The organism is Streptomyces tibetensis, assembly GCF_040647715.1.
In the GTDB taxonomy this organism is placed as follows: domain Bacteria; phylum Actinomycetota; class Actinomycetes; order Streptomycetales; family Streptomycetaceae; genus Streptomyces; species Streptomyces tibetensis_A.
Genome location: NZ_JBEZCR010000008.1, coordinates 435884 through 450766, shown reverse-complemented (window position 1 = coordinate 450766; position 14883 = coordinate 435884). Strand labels below are relative to the sequence as shown.

Sequence of the window (14883 nt, the reverse complement as noted above, 5' to 3'; positions counted from 1 at the left end):
AGTTCTCAAGGAACGGTCGCTTCCTTTGTACTCACCCTCTCGGGCTTTCCTCCGGGCGCTTCCCTTCGGTCTTGCGTTTCCGACTCTATCAGATCCTTTTTCGATCCGATTCCCTGTCGGCGGGATTTGTCGTTGGGCCCGGGCTTTCGCTCGTCGGCCTTTCGACATTCACTACGTTAGCGGATTCCCCGTCCAACTCATAATCGAGTCTGTCGGCGTCGAATTCAGGCATGCGAGCACGCCGAATTCGCCCCTGCTGAGGGGAGTCGCTAGGTAGTTGGTTTGGCCGCTTCCCGCTGTTGGCGATCGCCATACCCGGTTCAACGGCTCGGGCTACATTACGCACCTCGGCAGGGCGCGTCAACTTCGGCGGCGCCTCGGGACGTGGGCCCGATACGGGCTCACCGTCGGGTCGTTGGCCACCCAGAAGCGCCAGGGATGCACGGCCCCCTCGCCGCCGACCCCGGTCCGTGGCCCGTTGAGTACCTGGTCGGAAGGCACGGGCGTGCCGGTGAGCATGCGGAGCGGGGTGTCCTCGGGGGTGCACGCGTCCGTGCCGTCCAGGGAGCGGTCCACGTTCAGAGCGGTGGCCAGACGGGCCGGGCCTTTGGCCAGTTCCTTGTCGTTGCGGGCCGAGAGCCGACGGGTGCGGGCCAGTTCGGGGCCCTCGATGATCTCGCCGGCGCGGAGCAGCACCGCGCTCGACTTCCCCTCAGGGCCGCAGACCAGGTTCATGCAGAACCACATGCCATAGGTGAAGTAGACGTACACGTGTCCGGGCGGACCGAACATCACGCTGTTGCGGGCCGTGCGGCCGCGGTAGGCGTGGGAGCCGGGGTCGTTCTCACCGTCGTAGGCCTCGACCTCGGTGAGGCGGAGGGCGATCGGACCGTCCGGGGTGCTGCGTACCAGGATGCGGCCGAGGAGGTCGGGGGCGACATCGAGGACGGGCCGGTCGAAGAACTCCCTGGACAGGGGCGTACGGTCAGGGGTCGCGATCATGCCGTCCGAGGGTACTGGAGATGAGTGGTGCGGCGGGGTGGCCGTCGGGCACCGGCCTTGCCAGGGTGGGGCATGGAACCGGCCACGGCCGGATCGCGTTTGTATGGATCAAGGATCCACCCGTTGTGGGCGAGAGGGAGAGACATGGCGTTCAAGAAGCTGCTCGCGAGCCTGGGGGCCGGCGGGGCTTCGGTCGAGACGGTGCTGCACGAGGTCAACGTCGTCCCGGGCGGCGTCGTCCAGGGTGAGGTGCGGATCCAGGGCGGCTCCGTCAACCAGCAGATCGAGGGGCTCTCGGTCGGGCTGCAGGCCAAGGTCGAGGTGGAGAGCGGCGACCAGGAGTACAAGCAGGACATCGAGTTCACGAAGTCGCGGCTGGGCGGTGCGTTCGAGCTGCAGGCCGGCGCAGTGCACGCCGTGCAGTTCGGTCTCGAGATCCCGTGGGAGACGCCGATCACGATGATCGACGGTCAGGCCCTGCGCGGCATGAACATCGGGGTGTCGACCGAGCTGGAGATCGCGCGTGCGGTGGACTCCGGTGACCTGGACCCCGTCAACGTGCACCCGCTGCCGGCGCAGAAGGCGATCCTCGACGCGTTCATCCAGCTGGGCTTCCGGTTCAAGAACGCCGACATGGAGCGCGGTGTGATCCGCGGTACGCGGCAGCGGCTGCCGTTCTACCAGGAGATCGAGTTCTACCCGCCGCAGCAGTACCGCGGGCTGAACCAGGTCGAGCTGAGCTTCGTGGCCGACCAGAACGCCATGGACGTCGTGCTGGAGATGGACAAGAAGCCCGGACTGTTCAGCGAGGGCAGTGACACCTTCCGGTCCTTCCAGGTGGGCCTCAACGACTACCAGGGGACGGACTGGACCGCGTACCTGAACCAGTGGCTGTCGGAGGTCGGCAGCAAGCGCAACTGGTTCTAGGCTCGGGGGCTACTGCACGAAACGATCAGGAGGTACCGAGGTGACCGAGCTCAAGCGGCGGCCGCTCCCCCACGACTTCCATCCGCCCGTCGCGTCGTTCACGGTGACGAGCGAGGACATCGAGGAAGGTGCGACGCTCAAGGACGCTCAGGTCCACGCGGCCGGCAACACTTCGCCGCAGCTGCGGTGGGAGGGTTTCCCGCCCGGGACCAAGAGCTTCGCCGTGACCTGCTACGACCCCGACGCCCCGACGGGCAGCGGTTTCTGGCACTGGGTGCTGTTCGACATCCCGGCGTCGGTGACCGAGCTGCCGGTGGGTGCGGGCAGTGGCAAGTTCGAGGGTCTGCCGGAGGGCGCGATCCACGCGCGCAACGACTACGGCGGTAAGGAGTTCGGTGGGGCCGCGCCGCCTCCCGGGGACGGGCCGCACCGGTACGTGTTCACGGTGTACGCCGTGGACCAGGAGAAGCTGGGTCCGGACTCGGACGCGTCGCCTGCGGCCGTGGGCTTCAACCTGCGGTTCCACACGATCGGGCGGGCTCAGCTGATCGGTGAGTACGAGGTGCCCGCCGAGGGCTGAGCAAGCCGCCTCGAATGTCGGCGTTCATGGAACGTTTGCCCGCTCCTGGTCTTGGAATTGATCAGGAGCGGGCATTTTTGTTGCCGGGGGTCGCGGGGGTCACCCCCCGTGAGAGCAGCAGATATTGCGTTGTCCATCTCGGCGTGCCCGGCCAGAGTTGATCCCAGCCCGCCAGGGGGTGGGCCGGTGCACGGGAGGTGGGCTGGTATGCGGGACACGCTGGTACTGAACGCGAGCTTCGAGCCGCTGTCGACGGTGACGTTGAACCGAGCCGTCGTTCTGGTGCTTCAGGACAAGGCCGTCGTCGAGCAGGCCCACCCCGAACTGCGGATGCGGGGTGCCGCGGTCGACATACCGGCGCCCCGGGTGATCAGGCTCTGCCAGTACGTGCGGGTGCCGTTCCGAAGACGAGCGCCGTGGTCGAGGCGGGGGGTGCTGGTCAGGGACCGGCACCGCTGCGCGTACTGCGGCAGGCGGGCGACGACCGTGGACCACGTGGTGCCGCGGTCGCAGGGAGGTCAGGACACGTGGCTGAACACGGTGGCCTCGTGTGCGGAGGACAATCACCGGAAGGCGAATCGGACTCCTGTCGAGGCGGGTATGCCGCTGCTCCGGGAGCCGTTCGAGCCGACGCCGGCGGGTGCGATGCTCTTGGCTCTGACACAGGATGACTTTGCGGCGCTGCCGGATTGGCTGGCGCTGGACGCGGCGTGACCGGTCGCCGGGGGGCCTTGGTGGTTCGTCGGCCGCGGGTTTGAGTGTGGTTGTTCGCGCAGTTCCCCGCGCCCTGGAAGGAAGGGGGTCGCGGGGAACGTTGCGTGGTTGGTGCTGTCAGTCGATCGAAGGCTTCTCGCGGCGTTCCTGGGCGGGGACGCTTGCTCCGGTGGTGCCGCCGTTGCCGCCGGAACCGCCGCCGAGGCCGCCGAAGTTGCCCATGGCGCCGGAGAGGCCCTTGAGGGCGTCGCCGATTTCGCTGGGGACGATCCAGAGCTTGTTGGCGTCGCCCTCGGCGATCTTGGGGAGCATCTGGAGGTACTGGTAGGACAGGAGCTTCTGGTCCGGGTCGCCGGCGTGGATGGCCTCGAAGACCGTACGGACGGCCTGGGCCTCGCCCTCGGCGCGCAGTGCGGCGGCCTTGGCCTCACCTTCGGCGCGCAGGATCTGGGACTGCTTCTCACCTTCGGCGCGCAGGATCTCTGACTGCCGGACACCTTCGGCCTGGAGGATCGCGGCGCGCTTGTCGCGGTCGGCGCGCATCTGCTTCTCCATCGAGTCCTGGATGGAGGTGGGCGGTTCGATCGCCTTGAGCTCGACGCGGTTGACGCGGATGCCCCACTTGCCGGTGGCCTCGTCGAGGACGCCGCGCAGGGCCGCGTTGATCTCCTCGCGGGAGGTGAGGGTCCGCTCCAGGTCCATGCCGCCGATGATGTTGCGGAGCGTGGTGACGGTGAGCTGCTCGATCGCCTGGATGTAGCTGGCGACTTCGTAGGTCGCGGCCCGGGCGTCGGTGACCTGGTAGTAGATGACGGTGTCGATGTTCACGACCAGGTTGTCCTGGGTGATCACCGGCTGCGGCGGGAAGGGCACGACCTGTTCGCGCAGGTCGATGCGGTTGCGGATGGTGTCGATGAACGGGACGACGATGTTGAGGCCCGCGTTGAGTGTGCGCGTGTAGCGCCCGAAGCGCTCGACGATGGCCGCGCTGGCCTGTGGGATGACTTGGATCGTCTTGATCAGGGCGATGAAGACCAACACCACCAGGATGATCAGGACGATGATGACCGGTTCCATCGTCGTTCCCCGTGTCCCTTCTCCGCTTCGGCGTCTTCGGCAGATCTTATGGTTGTCGAAGATCTTGCTGGTCGAGTCTGACAGACCGTCGCGTGGCTGGCGAGGAGTTCCACTCCTGTTACGTCCTGCGAGGTCACATGACGATCGCGGTGGCTCCTTCGATGTCCACGACATCCACTTCCTGGCCTACTTCGTAGGCGTGGCCGGTGTCGAGAGCGCGGGCCGACCAGACCTCGCCGGCGAGTTTGATCCGGCCGCCGGAGCCGTCGACACGTTCCAGGACGACGGCTTGTCTGCCCTTCAACGCGTCGACACCGGTGGCGAGTTGGGGTCGCTGCGCGCGGTGCCGGTTCGCGATGGGCCGTACGACGGCGATGCCCGCGGTCGAGATGACGGCGAAGACCGCGACCTGGGCGACGGCTCCGCCGCCGAAGACGCCGGTGACCACCGCCGCCGCGATGGCGCCCACCGCCAGCATGCCCAGTTCGGGCATGGCGGTCACCACGAGCGCGATGCCGAGCGCTGCCGCGCCGATCAGCCACCACAACCATGCGTCGATGTCCACCTGGTCATGGTAGGTCCGCGGGCCCCGTCGACGACAGGGCGCCCGTGGTGTGAAATCCCGTTCTCACCCTGGGGATTGCGCGTCGGCGGGCCGGGTCAGGAGAGCGGGAGGCCCTGGGCGGTCCAGCGCTCGCCCGACTGTTCGACGACGAGCGGGAGGCCGAAGCAGAGGGAAAGGTTGCGGGAGGTGAGTTCGAGCTCCAGCGGGCCGGCGGCGAGGACCTTGCCCTGGCGGATCATGAGGACGTGGGTGAAGCCCGGGGGGATCTCCTCGACGTGGTGGGTGACCATGAGCATCGAGGGGGCGATCGGGTCCAGGGCCAGGCGTCCGAGGCGGCGGACGAGGTCCTCGCGGCCGCCGAGGTCGAGGCCGGCGGCGGGCTCGTCCAGGAGGAGCAGCTCGGGGTCGGTCATCAGGGCGCGGGCGATGAGGGTGCGCTTGCGCTCGCCCTCGGAGAGGGTGCCGAAACGGCGCTCCAGGTAGTCGCTCATGCCGAGGCGGTCGAGGAAGGCGCGGGCGCGCCGCTCGTCGATCTCCTCGTAGTCCTCGTGCCAGGTGGCGGTCATGCCGTACGCGGCGGTCAGGACCGTCTCCAGGACCGTCTGGCGCTTGGGGAGCTTCTCGGTCATGGCGATGCCGGCCATACCGATGCGGGGGCGCAGCTCGAAGACGTCGGTGCCGGGCTTGCCGAGGGTCTCGCCGAGGATGGCGGCGGTGCCCGAGCTGGGGAAGAGGTAGGTGGAAGCGAGGTTGAGGAGGGTGGTCTTGCCGGCGCCGTTCGGGCCGAGGATGACCCAGCGCTCGCCCTCCTTGACCGACCAGGAGACCTGGTCCACCAGAGCCCGGCCCTCACGGACCACGGATACGTCCTGAAGCTCCAGAACATCGCTCATGAGCGCGTTGTCTCCCCTTGCAGTGTGGCCGGTCTCGGCTGTCGCGTAAGCCTGTGGCTCGGTCCGCCGCGCCGGTGGGCGCAGCCCTCCATGAAATCTACGCCACCGGTCGTACCGGGCGTTCCCTCGGTCCGGTCCTTGGAGGGTCCTAGGGTGGAGGCATGCTCTCGGAACCGCGTGCTGGACGCCTCGCAGCCTGGGGAAATGCCCTATTGGCCGGACTTGTCTCGCCGGACGACGCCGTTGCCGCCGTCGTCGGTGAGGACGCGGTGCACCGGGTGGAGGGGCTGCCGGGTGAGTCGGGGCAGGTCGGGCTGACACTCGCGCTCGGGCGGTTGCGGACGCTCGGGGTGAGCGGGCTGCGGGTGGCGTTGCCCGCGCCGGGGCATCCGCTGGGGCTGAGCGGGCCGCCGGAGTTCAACGCGCGGGCGTTGGAGGCCGAGGAGGCGGTGGTCTGTCACGGGGCGGCCTACGGCTTGGTGCCGGACGTGTACGAGGCCGGACCTGTGGGTGTGCAGGTCGAGGTGGTGTGGCATGTGCTGCCCGTACGGGAGGCGCCGCCCGCGGATGTGCCGTCGCTGGGTGAGGCGGAGCGGGAACTGGCGGAGGCTCTGCGGGAGGCCACCGAGGTGTTGACACGGCTGGATGTGGCCGGGTCGGGGCCGGTGGCGGAGGCGGCGATCGATGCGTACCGGGCGCGGGCCGAGCGGGGGCGGGAGGTGCTGGCTCCGGGCTATCCGCCGCGGGCGGTCCGGGTGCTGGAGCTGGCGCAGCGGGTGGGGACGCTGATCGCCGTGGCGACGGAGGGTGGGCACGGGGGTGCGGTGAGTTCGTCCGAGATCTCCGCGCGGCGGGAGGCGTTGCGGCCGGTGGAGCGGACGGCTCGGCGGGCGCAGGTCGCGGCGTACAACTCCGTTGTGGAGGAGCGGGAGCGGGGGGTGCGGTGACGGTTCTTCGTGTGGTGCCCGGCGTGGAGGCTGGAGGCTGGAGGCTGGAGGCTGGAGGCTGGAGGCTGGAGGCGATGGTTTCGCAGCCCGGCGTAGCGGGACGCCGAGCGGCCTCCCGGTGGGGGCCGGGAGGCCGTTTCACCTCCGGCTCGGAGACGGAGGTGGGGCGTCAGTGGTTGACGGCGAGGTTGCCGAAGGCCGGGTTCAGGATGCCCACGACGTTCACGCTGTTGCCGGACACGTTGACCGGGACGTGCACCGGGGCCTGGACCACGTTGCCCGAGCCGACACCCGGGGAGCCCACGGCCTGGCCGTCGGCGTGCGCGCTGGTGGCGGAGGCCATACCCGCGCCGGCGGCCAGCAGGCCGCCCGTCACCATCGTCACGGCCGCTGCCTTCTTCAGGTTCTTCACTTCTGAGCCCTCCTAGCGATTGCCGCGGCAGGCGCCGCAGCACGCACTGGAGAACGGCGGAGATCCATCGAGGTTGCGCCATCCGGGGGACGTTCCCACGACAGTATGAATCTCGGTCCGGAACGCAACCTTCCGTGTTGCCGTCGGGTGAGCGTCAGCCGGTCACACCATGGCGAACGGCCCACAGAGCGGCCTGCGTTCGGTCGGACAGATCGAGCTTCATCAGGATGTTCGACACGTGGGTCTTGACGGTCTTCTCGGACAGGACCAGCGCGCGGGCGATCTCCCGGTTGGACCGGCCGTCCGCTATGAGGCCGAGGACCTCGCGCTCCCGCTCGGTGAGCGAACCGGCCCTCGTGGTGCCCGTGTTGGTCTCCTCCTGCGCCAGCAGCGCGCCGGCGACCTCGGGCTGGAGGAGGATGTGCCCGGCGTGGACCGAGCGGATGGCTCCGGCGAGGGCGTCGGGGTCGACGTCCTTGTACACGTACCCGGCGGCGCCCGCGCGCAGGGCCGGGACCACCGTGCGCTGTTCGGTGAAGCTGGTGACGACCAGCACACGTGCGGGGTTGTCCAGCTCGCGGAGTCTGCGCAGGGCGTCGACGCCGTCCATGCCCGGCATCTTGACGTCCATGAGGATGATGTCGGGCTTCAACTCCTCGGCGCGGTCCACTCCTTCGGCGCCGTCCGCCGCCTCTCCGACGACCTCGATGTCGTCCTGCACTTCGAGGAAGGTGCGCAGACCCCGGCGGACGACCTGGTGGTCGTCGACGAGCAGCACCCTGATTGCGTCAGCCACCGGGGACCTCCATCTCGATCACGGTGCCCTTGCCGGGCGCCGATTCCACGGCCAACGTGCCGCCCGCACCGCTCGCCCGGTCCCGCATCGAGACCAGGCCGAGGTGGCGTCCCGCGCGGCGGACCGCGCTGGGGTCGAAGCCGCTGCCGTCGTCCGTGATGCGCAGGACGGCTCCGCCGCCGCGGCGGTCCAGGGTCACGTCGACGTGGTCGGCGCCGGAGTGGCGAAGGGCGTTGTGCAGGGCTTCCTGAGCCACGCGCAGGAGGGCTTCCTCCTGGGAGGCGGGCAGGGCCTTCACTCCGTGACCGGCGAAGGTGACGCGGGCGCTGTGCGCCCGGTCGAGGACCTGGATCTGCGTGCGGAGGGTCGCGACGAGACCGTCCTCGTCGAGGGCGGCGGGGCGCAACTCCACCACGGCTGCGCGCAGTTCGTCGGCGGCCTCGGCAGCCAGGACGGCCACCTGCTGGAGTTCGCCCTTGGCCCGGGAGGGGTCGCGGTCCACGAGGCGGGCCGCGGCCTGCGCGGTCAGGCGCAGGGAGAACAGCTTCTGGCTGACCGCGTCGTGCAGTTCGTGGGCGAGGCGGGAGCGCTCCTCGGCGATGGTGAGCTCGCGGCTGCGTTCGTAGAGGCGGGCGTTGGTGAGGGCGATCGCGGCGTGCTGGGCGAGGATGCCGAGCAGTTCCTCGTCCTCCTCGGTGAAGCCGCAGCCGCCTTCGGGCCGCTCGCAGTTCTTGTTGGCCAGGAACAGCGCACCGATGACCTCGTCGCCGTCACGGATCGGCAGGCCCAGGAAGTCGACCAGGTCGGGGTGGGCCTTCGGCCAGCCCTCGAAGCGGGGGTCCTTGCGGACGTCGGCGAGGCGCTCGGACCTGGCCTCGCGCAGCATCGCGGCGAGGATGCCGTGCTGGCGCGGGAGGGGGCCGATGGCCTTCCACTGTTCCTCGCTGACGCCGTCCACCACGAACTGGGCGAAGCCGCCGTGGTCGTCCGGGACGCCCAGGGCGGCGTACTGCGCGTCGAGCAGCTCGCGGGCCGAGGCGACGATCGTCTTGAGGACGTCGCGCACCTCGAGGTGCCTGCTCATGGCCAGCAACGCGGAACTCACCGCGGCGAGGCCGGACCGGGGGCCGTGACTCATGACCTCACGGTACCGGCGGGCTGTGACAGCGCGGATCGGACCGGTGGCGGCGGGGCGCCCGTTCCGTGGGCCTAGGTCGCTGGGCCGAGAGGCCGGGCCTCGCGGTGCACCGCCGGTCCGCGGGCCCAGGTCGCGGGGCCGAGAGGCCGGGCCCTAGGTCCGGGTCCCGGGGCGCCGGGCCCGCGGCGTAGGGCGAAGGGACCCGGTGGAGTGCGGCCCGCGTCCGAGGCGGTCCGGGCGGGCCCGTTCCTACGTTGAGGGCAAGCGATCACGACGAGGGAGCTGATCATGCCGGTTGCGATCATCACCGGGGCCTCGAAGGGGCTGGGCCGTGCCCTGGCCGAGGCCCTGGCCGGGCGGGGCTGGGACCTGGTGCTCGACGCCAGGGGTGCCGAGGCGCTGGCGAACACCGTCGGAGCCGTCTCCGCGCGCGGCACGCGGGTGACCGCCCTGCCCGGGGACGTGACGGACGCCGCTCATCGGGCGGAGCTGGTGGCGGCGGCCCGGCGGCTGGGCGGGGTCGACCTGCTGGTGCACAACGCGAGCGCACTGGGTGCCGAGCCGCTGGTCAGGCTGGCGGAGCTGCCCCTGGAGGGGCTGCGCCGGGCGCTGGAGGTGAACCTGGTGGCGGGGCTGGGCCTGGTCCGGGAGGCGCTGCCGCTGCTGCGGGCCTCGCGCGCGGGCACCGTCATCGCGGTCAGCTCGGACGCGGCCGCCGAGGCGTACGAGACCTGGGGCGGTTACGGGGCGTCCAAGGCGGCCCTGGACCATCTGGTGGCCGTGCTCGCCGTGGAGGAGCCGGGGCTGCGGGTCTGGGCGGTGGATCCCGGGGACATGGCCACGGACCTGTACGCGACGGCCGTACCGGACGACCGGGAGCCGCGGCCCGAGCCTGCGGCGGTGGTGCCGGCGTTCCTGCGGCTGCTGGACGAGCGTCCGGCGAGCGGGCGCTACGGGGCTCCGGCGCTGCTGGACGAGGCCCGATGACGGTGCGGGTGCGGGTGCCGGAGGAGCTGTCGGCGCGGGTGCCTGTCGAGCAGCGGGGCCCGGGGCTCGAGCGGGACGCCGTACGGATGCTGGTGTCGCGGGGTGCCGAGGTGGCGCATCACACGTTCACGGAGCTGCCGCGGCTGCTGAGGGCCGGGGACCTGCTCGTGGTGAACACCTCGGCCACGCTGGCGGCGGCCGTGGACGGTTGGTCCGGCCCCGCGCGCGTGGTGGTGCATTTCTCCACCCGGGGGGACGACGGCCGCTGGGCGGTGGAACTGCGGGAGCCCGACGGGCGGGGCACCACGCGCGCGCGTGCGGGCGGGCCCGCGGGGAGGGAGGTGTGCCTGCCGGGGGGTGTGCGGCTGGTTCTGGAGGAGCCGCTGAGCGGGCGGAGCGAGCGGCTGTGGTGGGCGCGGGTCTCCGGGGCCGCGGTGCCGGGGCTGCTGCGGGAGTACGGGCGGCCTGTCCGTTACGCCTATACGGAGCGCGACCAGCCGCTTTCCGTCTACCAGACGGTGTTCGCGCTGCCGTCGGCGGACGGCACGGGAAGCGCGGAGATGCCGAGCGCGGCGCGGCCCTTCACGGCGCGGATGGTGGCGGAGCTGGTGAGCCGGGGGGTGCAGTTCGCGCCGGTCACCCTGCATACGGGGGTGGCCTCGGCGGAGGCGCACGAGCCGCCGTACCCGGAGCGATTCGCGGTGCCGGAGGCGTCCGCGCGGCTGATCAACGCGGCGCGGGCCGGTGGGGGCCGGGTGGTGGCGGTGGGGACGACCGCGGTGCGGGCGGTGGAGTCGGCGGCGGGCACGGACGGGTCCGTACGCGCCGTTGCGGGGTGGACGGATCTCGTCGTCACCCCGGAGCGCGGGGTGCGGGTGGTGGACGGGCTGCTGACCGGGCTGCACGAGCCGGAGGCCTCGCATCTGCTGATGCTGGAGGCGGTCGCGGGGCGGGGGGCGATCGAGCGGGGATACGAGGCCGCGCTGCAAGGCCGCTATCTGTGGCACGAGTTCGGGGACGTGCACCTCGTGCTGCCCTGAAAAGGCCTCACACAGAGCATCGCTTGTGCAACGCGCCGTAAGTCTGATCTCAGGGCGATGTGAGCCCCCGCATAGGACCCACGTCACGTACGAAAGTGCGTAGGAGACAAAGCCCCACCTTTTGAGCGGCGCAGACAGTCCAATCTGTCCTGATTTCACCCTCCCTGATCCACTATCTCCTTTCGTACGTCACACCTTTGCCACGCCATTTTGCGGCCGCTAAGAATTGCTGACGTCGCTCAGCGCCGTGGGTTCACCTCCGCGGCGTTCGTGTCGGAAACACACCGAGTCCAACGCCGGACGCCGAGCGACTCCCGCGCTATTCGAAGAGGTCCAACGCAGCATGCCCAAGAACATCTTCAGCCGTGTTCAGAGTCGTAGCCTGACCCGTCACCACAAGATCGCCATGGCGGGTGTCGCCACCCTCGGCGCCGCCGCCATCGGGTTCTCCGCGGTGCCGAGCGGCGCCTCGACCAAGACCACGACCGAGGCCGCTCAGCCGGCTGCGGTGGCGTACAGCAACCAGCAGATCAAGGACGTCAAGGCGAGCGTCACGGACCAGATGGCCGGCGCCACGCTGAAGGCCGAGCAGATCGCGGCGAAGAAGAAGGCCGACGCCGCGGCCGCCGCCAAGAAGAAGGCCGCCGCCGAGGCGGCGAAGAAGAAGGCCGAGGCCGCGCGCCAGGCCAAGGAGGCCGCGAGCCGCGCCGCCAAGCGCGCCGAGGCCAAGAAGGCCGCCGTCAAGACCTACCCGAACAACCTCGACGGCTGGATCCGCGAGTCGCTCGCCATCCTGAAGAAGCACGACATCCCTGCGTCCTACGACGGCATCCACCGCAACATCATGCGCGAGTCCTCGGGTAACCCGAAGGCGATCAACAACTGGGACATCAACGCCATCAACGGCATCCCGTCGAAGGGTCTGCTCCAGGTCATCCCGCCGACCTTCAAGACCTGGCACGTCCCCGGTACCTCCTGGGACATCTACGACCCGGTCGCCAACATCACCGCCGCCTGCAACTACGCGGCCGACAAGTACGGCTCGATGGACAACGTCAACAGCGCGTACTGAGGCCGGCGCGGACCTCTCTGCTTCGCTGTACGCAACGCCGAAGGGCGGCACCCACCTGACGGGGTGCCGCCCTTCGGGCGTCGCGGAGCGGGGACTACTTGCGCATGACCTCCGGCTCGTGGCGGCGCAGGAAGCGGGCCACGAAGAAGCCGCAGATCACGCCGAGAACGAGGAGGGCGCCCATGTCCATGGCCCAGGCCCCGACCGTGTGCTCCCACAGCGGATCGTTGTCACCGGCCGTCTCGGGCGGGCTGATCTTGTTGAAGTCCAGCGTGGCACCGGAGGCGGCGACCGCCCAGCGCGACGGCATCAGGAACGAGAACTGGTTGACGCCGATCGAGCCGTGCAGGGTGAACAGGCAGCCGGTGAAGACGACCTGGATGATGGCGAACATCACCAGCAGCGGCATGGTCTTCTCGGCGGTCTTCACCAGTGAGGAGATGATCAGGCCGAACATCATCGAGGTGAAGCCCAGCGCCATGATCGGCACGGACAGCTCCAGCAGCGTCGCGCTGCCGAAGACCAGGCCCTCCTCGGGGATCTCCCGGCTGGAGAAGCCGATCACGCCGACCAGCAGGCCCTGGAGCACGGTGATCATGCCGAGCACGAACACCTTGGACATCAGGTACGCCGAGCGCGAGAGGCCGGTCGCGCGCTCCCGCTCGTAGATGACCCGTTCCTTGATCAGCTCCCGGACCGAGTTCGCCGCGCCGGCGAAGCAGGCGCCGACCGCGAGGATCAGCAGGACGGTGGTCGCCGTGCCGTTCGGGATGATCCGGCCGGTCTGCGGATTGGCCGGGTTCGGCAGCAGGCCCCGGTCTGCGTCGATGAGCAGACTGACCGCGCCGAGCACGGCCGGCAGGATCACCATCAGGGCGAGGAAGCCCTTGTCGGAGGCGATCACTGAGACATAGCGCCGGACAAGCGTGATGAACTGGGACATCCAGCCCTGCGGCTTCGGCGGCTTCATCGCCTGCATCGGCGGAACCTGTACGGACTGCGGCGCAACGGCGTCGATGTCCGCGGCGTACATCTGGTAATGCTGCGAGCCCTTCCAGCGACCCGCCCAGTCGTAGTCGCGGTAGTTCTCGAAGGCGGAGAAGACATCGGCCCAGGTGTCGTAGCCGAAGAAGTTCAGCGCCTCGTCGGGCGGGCCGAAGTAGGCGACCGAGCCGCCCGGCGCCATCACCAGCAGCTTGTCGCAGATCGCCAGCTCGGCCACCGAGTGGGTGACGACCAGGACCGTGCGGCCGTCGTCGGCGAGGCCGCGCAGCAGCTGCATGACGTCGCGGTCCATGCCCGGGTCGAGGCCGGAGGTCGGCTCGTCCAGGAAGATCAGCGACGGCTTGGTGAGCAGCTCCAGGGCGACCGAGACGCGCTTGCGCTGGCCGCCCGACAGGGACGTGACCTTCTTGTCCTTGTGGATGTCGAGCTTGAGCTCGCGCAGCACCTCGTCGATGCGGGCCTCGCGCTCGGCGGCCGTGGTGTCCGCCGGGAAGCGCAGCTTGGCCGCGTACTTGAGGGCCTTCTTGACGGTCAGCTCCTTGTGCAGGATGTCGTCCTGCGGGACCAGACCGATGCGCTGGCGCAGCTCGGCGAACTGCTTGTAGAGGTTGCGGTTGTCGTACAGCACCTCGCCCTGGTTGGCGGGGCGGTAGCCGGTGAGCGCCTTGAGCAGGGTCGACTTGCCGGAGCCGGACGGGCCGATGACCGCGATCAGCGACTTCTCCGGCACGCCGAAGGAGACGTCCTTGAGGATCTGCTTCCCGCCGTCGACCGTGACGGTCAGGTGGCGGGCGGAGAAGGACACCTCACCGGTGTCGACGAACTCCTCGAGCCGGTCGCCGACGATGCGGAACGTCGAGTGACCGACGCCGACGACGTCGGCCGGGCCGAGCAGTTGAGAGCCGCCCTTGGCGATCGGCTGGCCGTTGACGTACGTGCCGTTGTGGGAGCCGAGGTCGCGGATCTCCATGCGCCCGTCGGGCATCGCGTGGAACTCGGCGTGGTGCCGGGAGACCTGCAGGTCGGAGACGACCAGCTCGTTCTCCAGGGCACGGCCGATGCGCATCACGCGGCCGAGGGAGAACTGGTGGAACGTGGTCGGGCTGCGGTCGCCGTGAACCGGCGGAGCCCCCGCGGCACCGCCGGAACCCTGCTGCTGCGGAATGTGCGCGGCGGCCTGCTGCGGCTGCTGCCAGCCGGCCTGGGGGGCCTGCTGCTGCGGCGGCTGCTGGGCCGGAACCTGCTGACCCCAGCCGGGGTTCGCGCCCTGCGCCGCGTACGGCTGCTGGGGCTGGGCCTGCGGCGTGGCGACGGAGGCCGCGGCGCCGGACAGGTTCAGGCGCGGGCCGTCGGTCGCGTTGCCCAGGTTGACGGCCGAGCCGGCGCCGAGCTCCATGTGATGGATGCGCTGGCCCTGCACGAATGTGCCGTTGGTGCTGCCGTGGTCCTCGATGACCCAACTGCGGCCGTTGAAGCTGACCGTGGCGTGACGCCAGGAGACCCTGGCGTCGTCGAAGACGACGTCCCCCTGCGGATCACGTCCGAGGGTGTAGGCCCTGGACGGATCGAGCGTCCAGGTACGTCCGTTTGATTCCAGTACGAGTTCCGGCACTCCATGCCCCACTGAGTTGTCCCCCGAGTTACCCCCGACATGGGGAGTCTAGGGATGTCGAACATCGGGGGGAACTATTTCAGTAGCGCCCCCCTGACCGAAAGTCGGGCCTTGTG

15 protein-coding genes are annotated in these 14883 nt (G+C 69.9%); 7 read left to right on the top strand and 8 right to left on the bottom strand.

Annotation, left to right across the window (positions count from 1 at the left end):
- Positions 1-360: 360 nt before the first annotated feature.
- Positions 361-1002 (bottom strand): DNA-3-methyladenine glycosylase, encoded by a 642-nt coding sequence (locus tag AB0B29_RS23650; RefSeq protein WP_362243053.1) that lies wholly within the window; start codon positions 1000-1002, stop codon positions 361-363.
- Between the two features lie 144 nt (positions 1003-1146).
- Here AB0B29_RS23650 and AB0B29_RS23645 point away from each other — a divergent pair, with 144 nt between their 5' ends.
- The 3 genes from AB0B29_RS23645 (at position 1147) to AB0B29_RS23635 (ending at position 3223) form a co-directional block, all read left to right on the top strand.
- Entirely contained in the window at positions 1147-1929 is a 783-nt protein-coding gene (locus tag AB0B29_RS23645; protein ID WP_234850249.1) for a sporulation protein, read from the top strand.
- Positions 1930-1969: 40 nt separating this feature from the next.
- Positions 1970-2509: a YbhB/YbcL family Raf kinase inhibitor-like protein gene (locus AB0B29_RS23640; RefSeq protein WP_362243050.1), complete on the top strand. Its 540-nt coding sequence runs from the start codon at positions 1970-1972 to the stop codon at positions 2507-2509.
- A gap of 207 nt (positions 2510-2716) precedes the next feature.
- Positions 2717-3223, top strand: a complete 507-nt coding sequence (locus AB0B29_RS23635) for an HNH endonuclease (protein ID WP_362243047.1) — start codon at positions 2717-2719, stop codon at positions 3221-3223.
- 117 nt (positions 3224-3340) lie between these two features.
- Here AB0B29_RS23635 and AB0B29_RS23630 read toward each other — a convergent pair whose 3' ends face one another.
- The 3 genes from AB0B29_RS23630 to AB0B29_RS23620 form a co-directional block, all read right to left on the bottom strand.
- The gene (locus tag AB0B29_RS23630) at positions 3341-4300 is read right to left on the bottom strand and encodes an SPFH domain-containing protein (RefSeq protein ID WP_362243045.1); all 960 of its coding nucleotides are present in this window, start codon (positions 4298-4300) and stop codon (positions 3341-3343) included.
- A 133-nt stretch (positions 4301-4433) separates the two neighbouring features.
- Positions 4434-4865, bottom strand: coding sequence for an NfeD family protein (locus AB0B29_RS23625; protein ID WP_351626264.1), 432 nt, complete (start codon positions 4863-4865; stop codon positions 4434-4436).
- Positions 4866-4960: 95 nt separating this feature from the next.
- Complete coding sequence (locus AB0B29_RS23620; protein ID WP_362243042.1) at positions 4961-5758, bottom strand: ABC transporter ATP-binding protein; 798 nt, start codon at positions 5756-5758, stop codon at positions 4961-4963.
- Between the two features lie 161 nt (positions 5759-5919).
- On the opposite strand from AB0B29_RS23620, the gene AB0B29_RS23615 reads away from it, so the two are divergent.
- Positions 5920-6705 carry a hypothetical protein gene (locus tag AB0B29_RS23615; RefSeq protein WP_362243039.1) on the top strand — a complete coding sequence of 262 codons (786 nt, stop codon included), beginning with the start codon at positions 5920-5922 and terminating at the stop codon, positions 6703-6705.
- A gap of 169 nt (positions 6706-6874) precedes the next feature.
- Here the strand turns inward: AB0B29_RS23615 and AB0B29_RS23610 are convergent, their stop codons facing one another.
- The 3 genes from AB0B29_RS23610 to AB0B29_RS23600 all read right to left on the bottom strand — a co-directional run bounded on the left by AB0B29_RS23610 (position 6875) and on the right by AB0B29_RS23600 (position 9051).
- Positions 6875-7117, bottom strand: coding sequence for a chaplin (locus AB0B29_RS23610; RefSeq protein WP_030852293.1), 243 nt, complete (start codon positions 7115-7117; stop codon positions 6875-6877).
- A gap of 154 nt (positions 7118-7271) precedes the next feature.
- On the bottom strand, positions 7272-7913 hold the full coding sequence (locus AB0B29_RS23605) for a response regulator transcription factor (RefSeq protein WP_362243036.1): 642 nt from the start codon (positions 7911-7913) through the stop codon (positions 7272-7274).
- Positions 7906-9051 carry a GAF domain-containing sensor histidine kinase gene (locus tag AB0B29_RS23600; protein WP_362243034.1) on the bottom strand — a complete coding sequence of 382 codons (1146 nt, stop codon included), beginning with the start codon at positions 9049-9051 and terminating at the stop codon, positions 7906-7908. The genes AB0B29_RS23605 and AB0B29_RS23600 overlap by 8 nt, the downstream gene beginning before the upstream one ends.
- A gap of 288 nt (positions 9052-9339) precedes the next feature.
- Here AB0B29_RS23600 and AB0B29_RS23595 point away from each other — a divergent pair, with 288 nt between their 5' ends.
- From AB0B29_RS23595 to AB0B29_RS23585, 3 genes are all read left to right on the top strand, one after another.
- The gene (locus AB0B29_RS23595) at positions 9340-10038 is read left to right on the top strand and encodes an SDR family NAD(P)-dependent oxidoreductase (protein WP_362243032.1); all 699 of its coding nucleotides are present in this window, start codon (positions 9340-9342) and stop codon (positions 10036-10038) included.
- Positions 10035-11078: an S-adenosylmethionine:tRNA ribosyltransferase-isomerase gene (locus AB0B29_RS23590; RefSeq protein WP_362243029.1), complete on the top strand. Its 1044-nt coding sequence runs from the start codon at positions 10035-10037 to the stop codon at positions 11076-11078. The genes AB0B29_RS23595 and AB0B29_RS23590 overlap by 4 nt, the downstream gene beginning before the upstream one ends.
- A 343-nt stretch (positions 11079-11421) precedes the next feature.
- Positions 11422-12150 (top strand): transglycosylase SLT domain-containing protein, encoded by a 729-nt coding sequence (locus AB0B29_RS23585; protein WP_362243026.1) that lies wholly within the window; start codon positions 11422-11424, stop codon positions 12148-12150.
- A gap of 94 nt (positions 12151-12244) precedes the next feature.
- On the opposite strand, the gene AB0B29_RS23580 is transcribed toward AB0B29_RS23585, so the two are convergent.
- The gene (locus tag AB0B29_RS23580; protein ID WP_362243024.1) at positions 12245-14767 is read right to left on the bottom strand and encodes an ABC transporter ATP-binding protein/permease; all 2523 of its coding nucleotides are present in this window, start codon (positions 14765-14767) and stop codon (positions 12245-12247) included.
- Between the last annotated feature and the right edge of the window lie 116 nt (positions 14768-14883).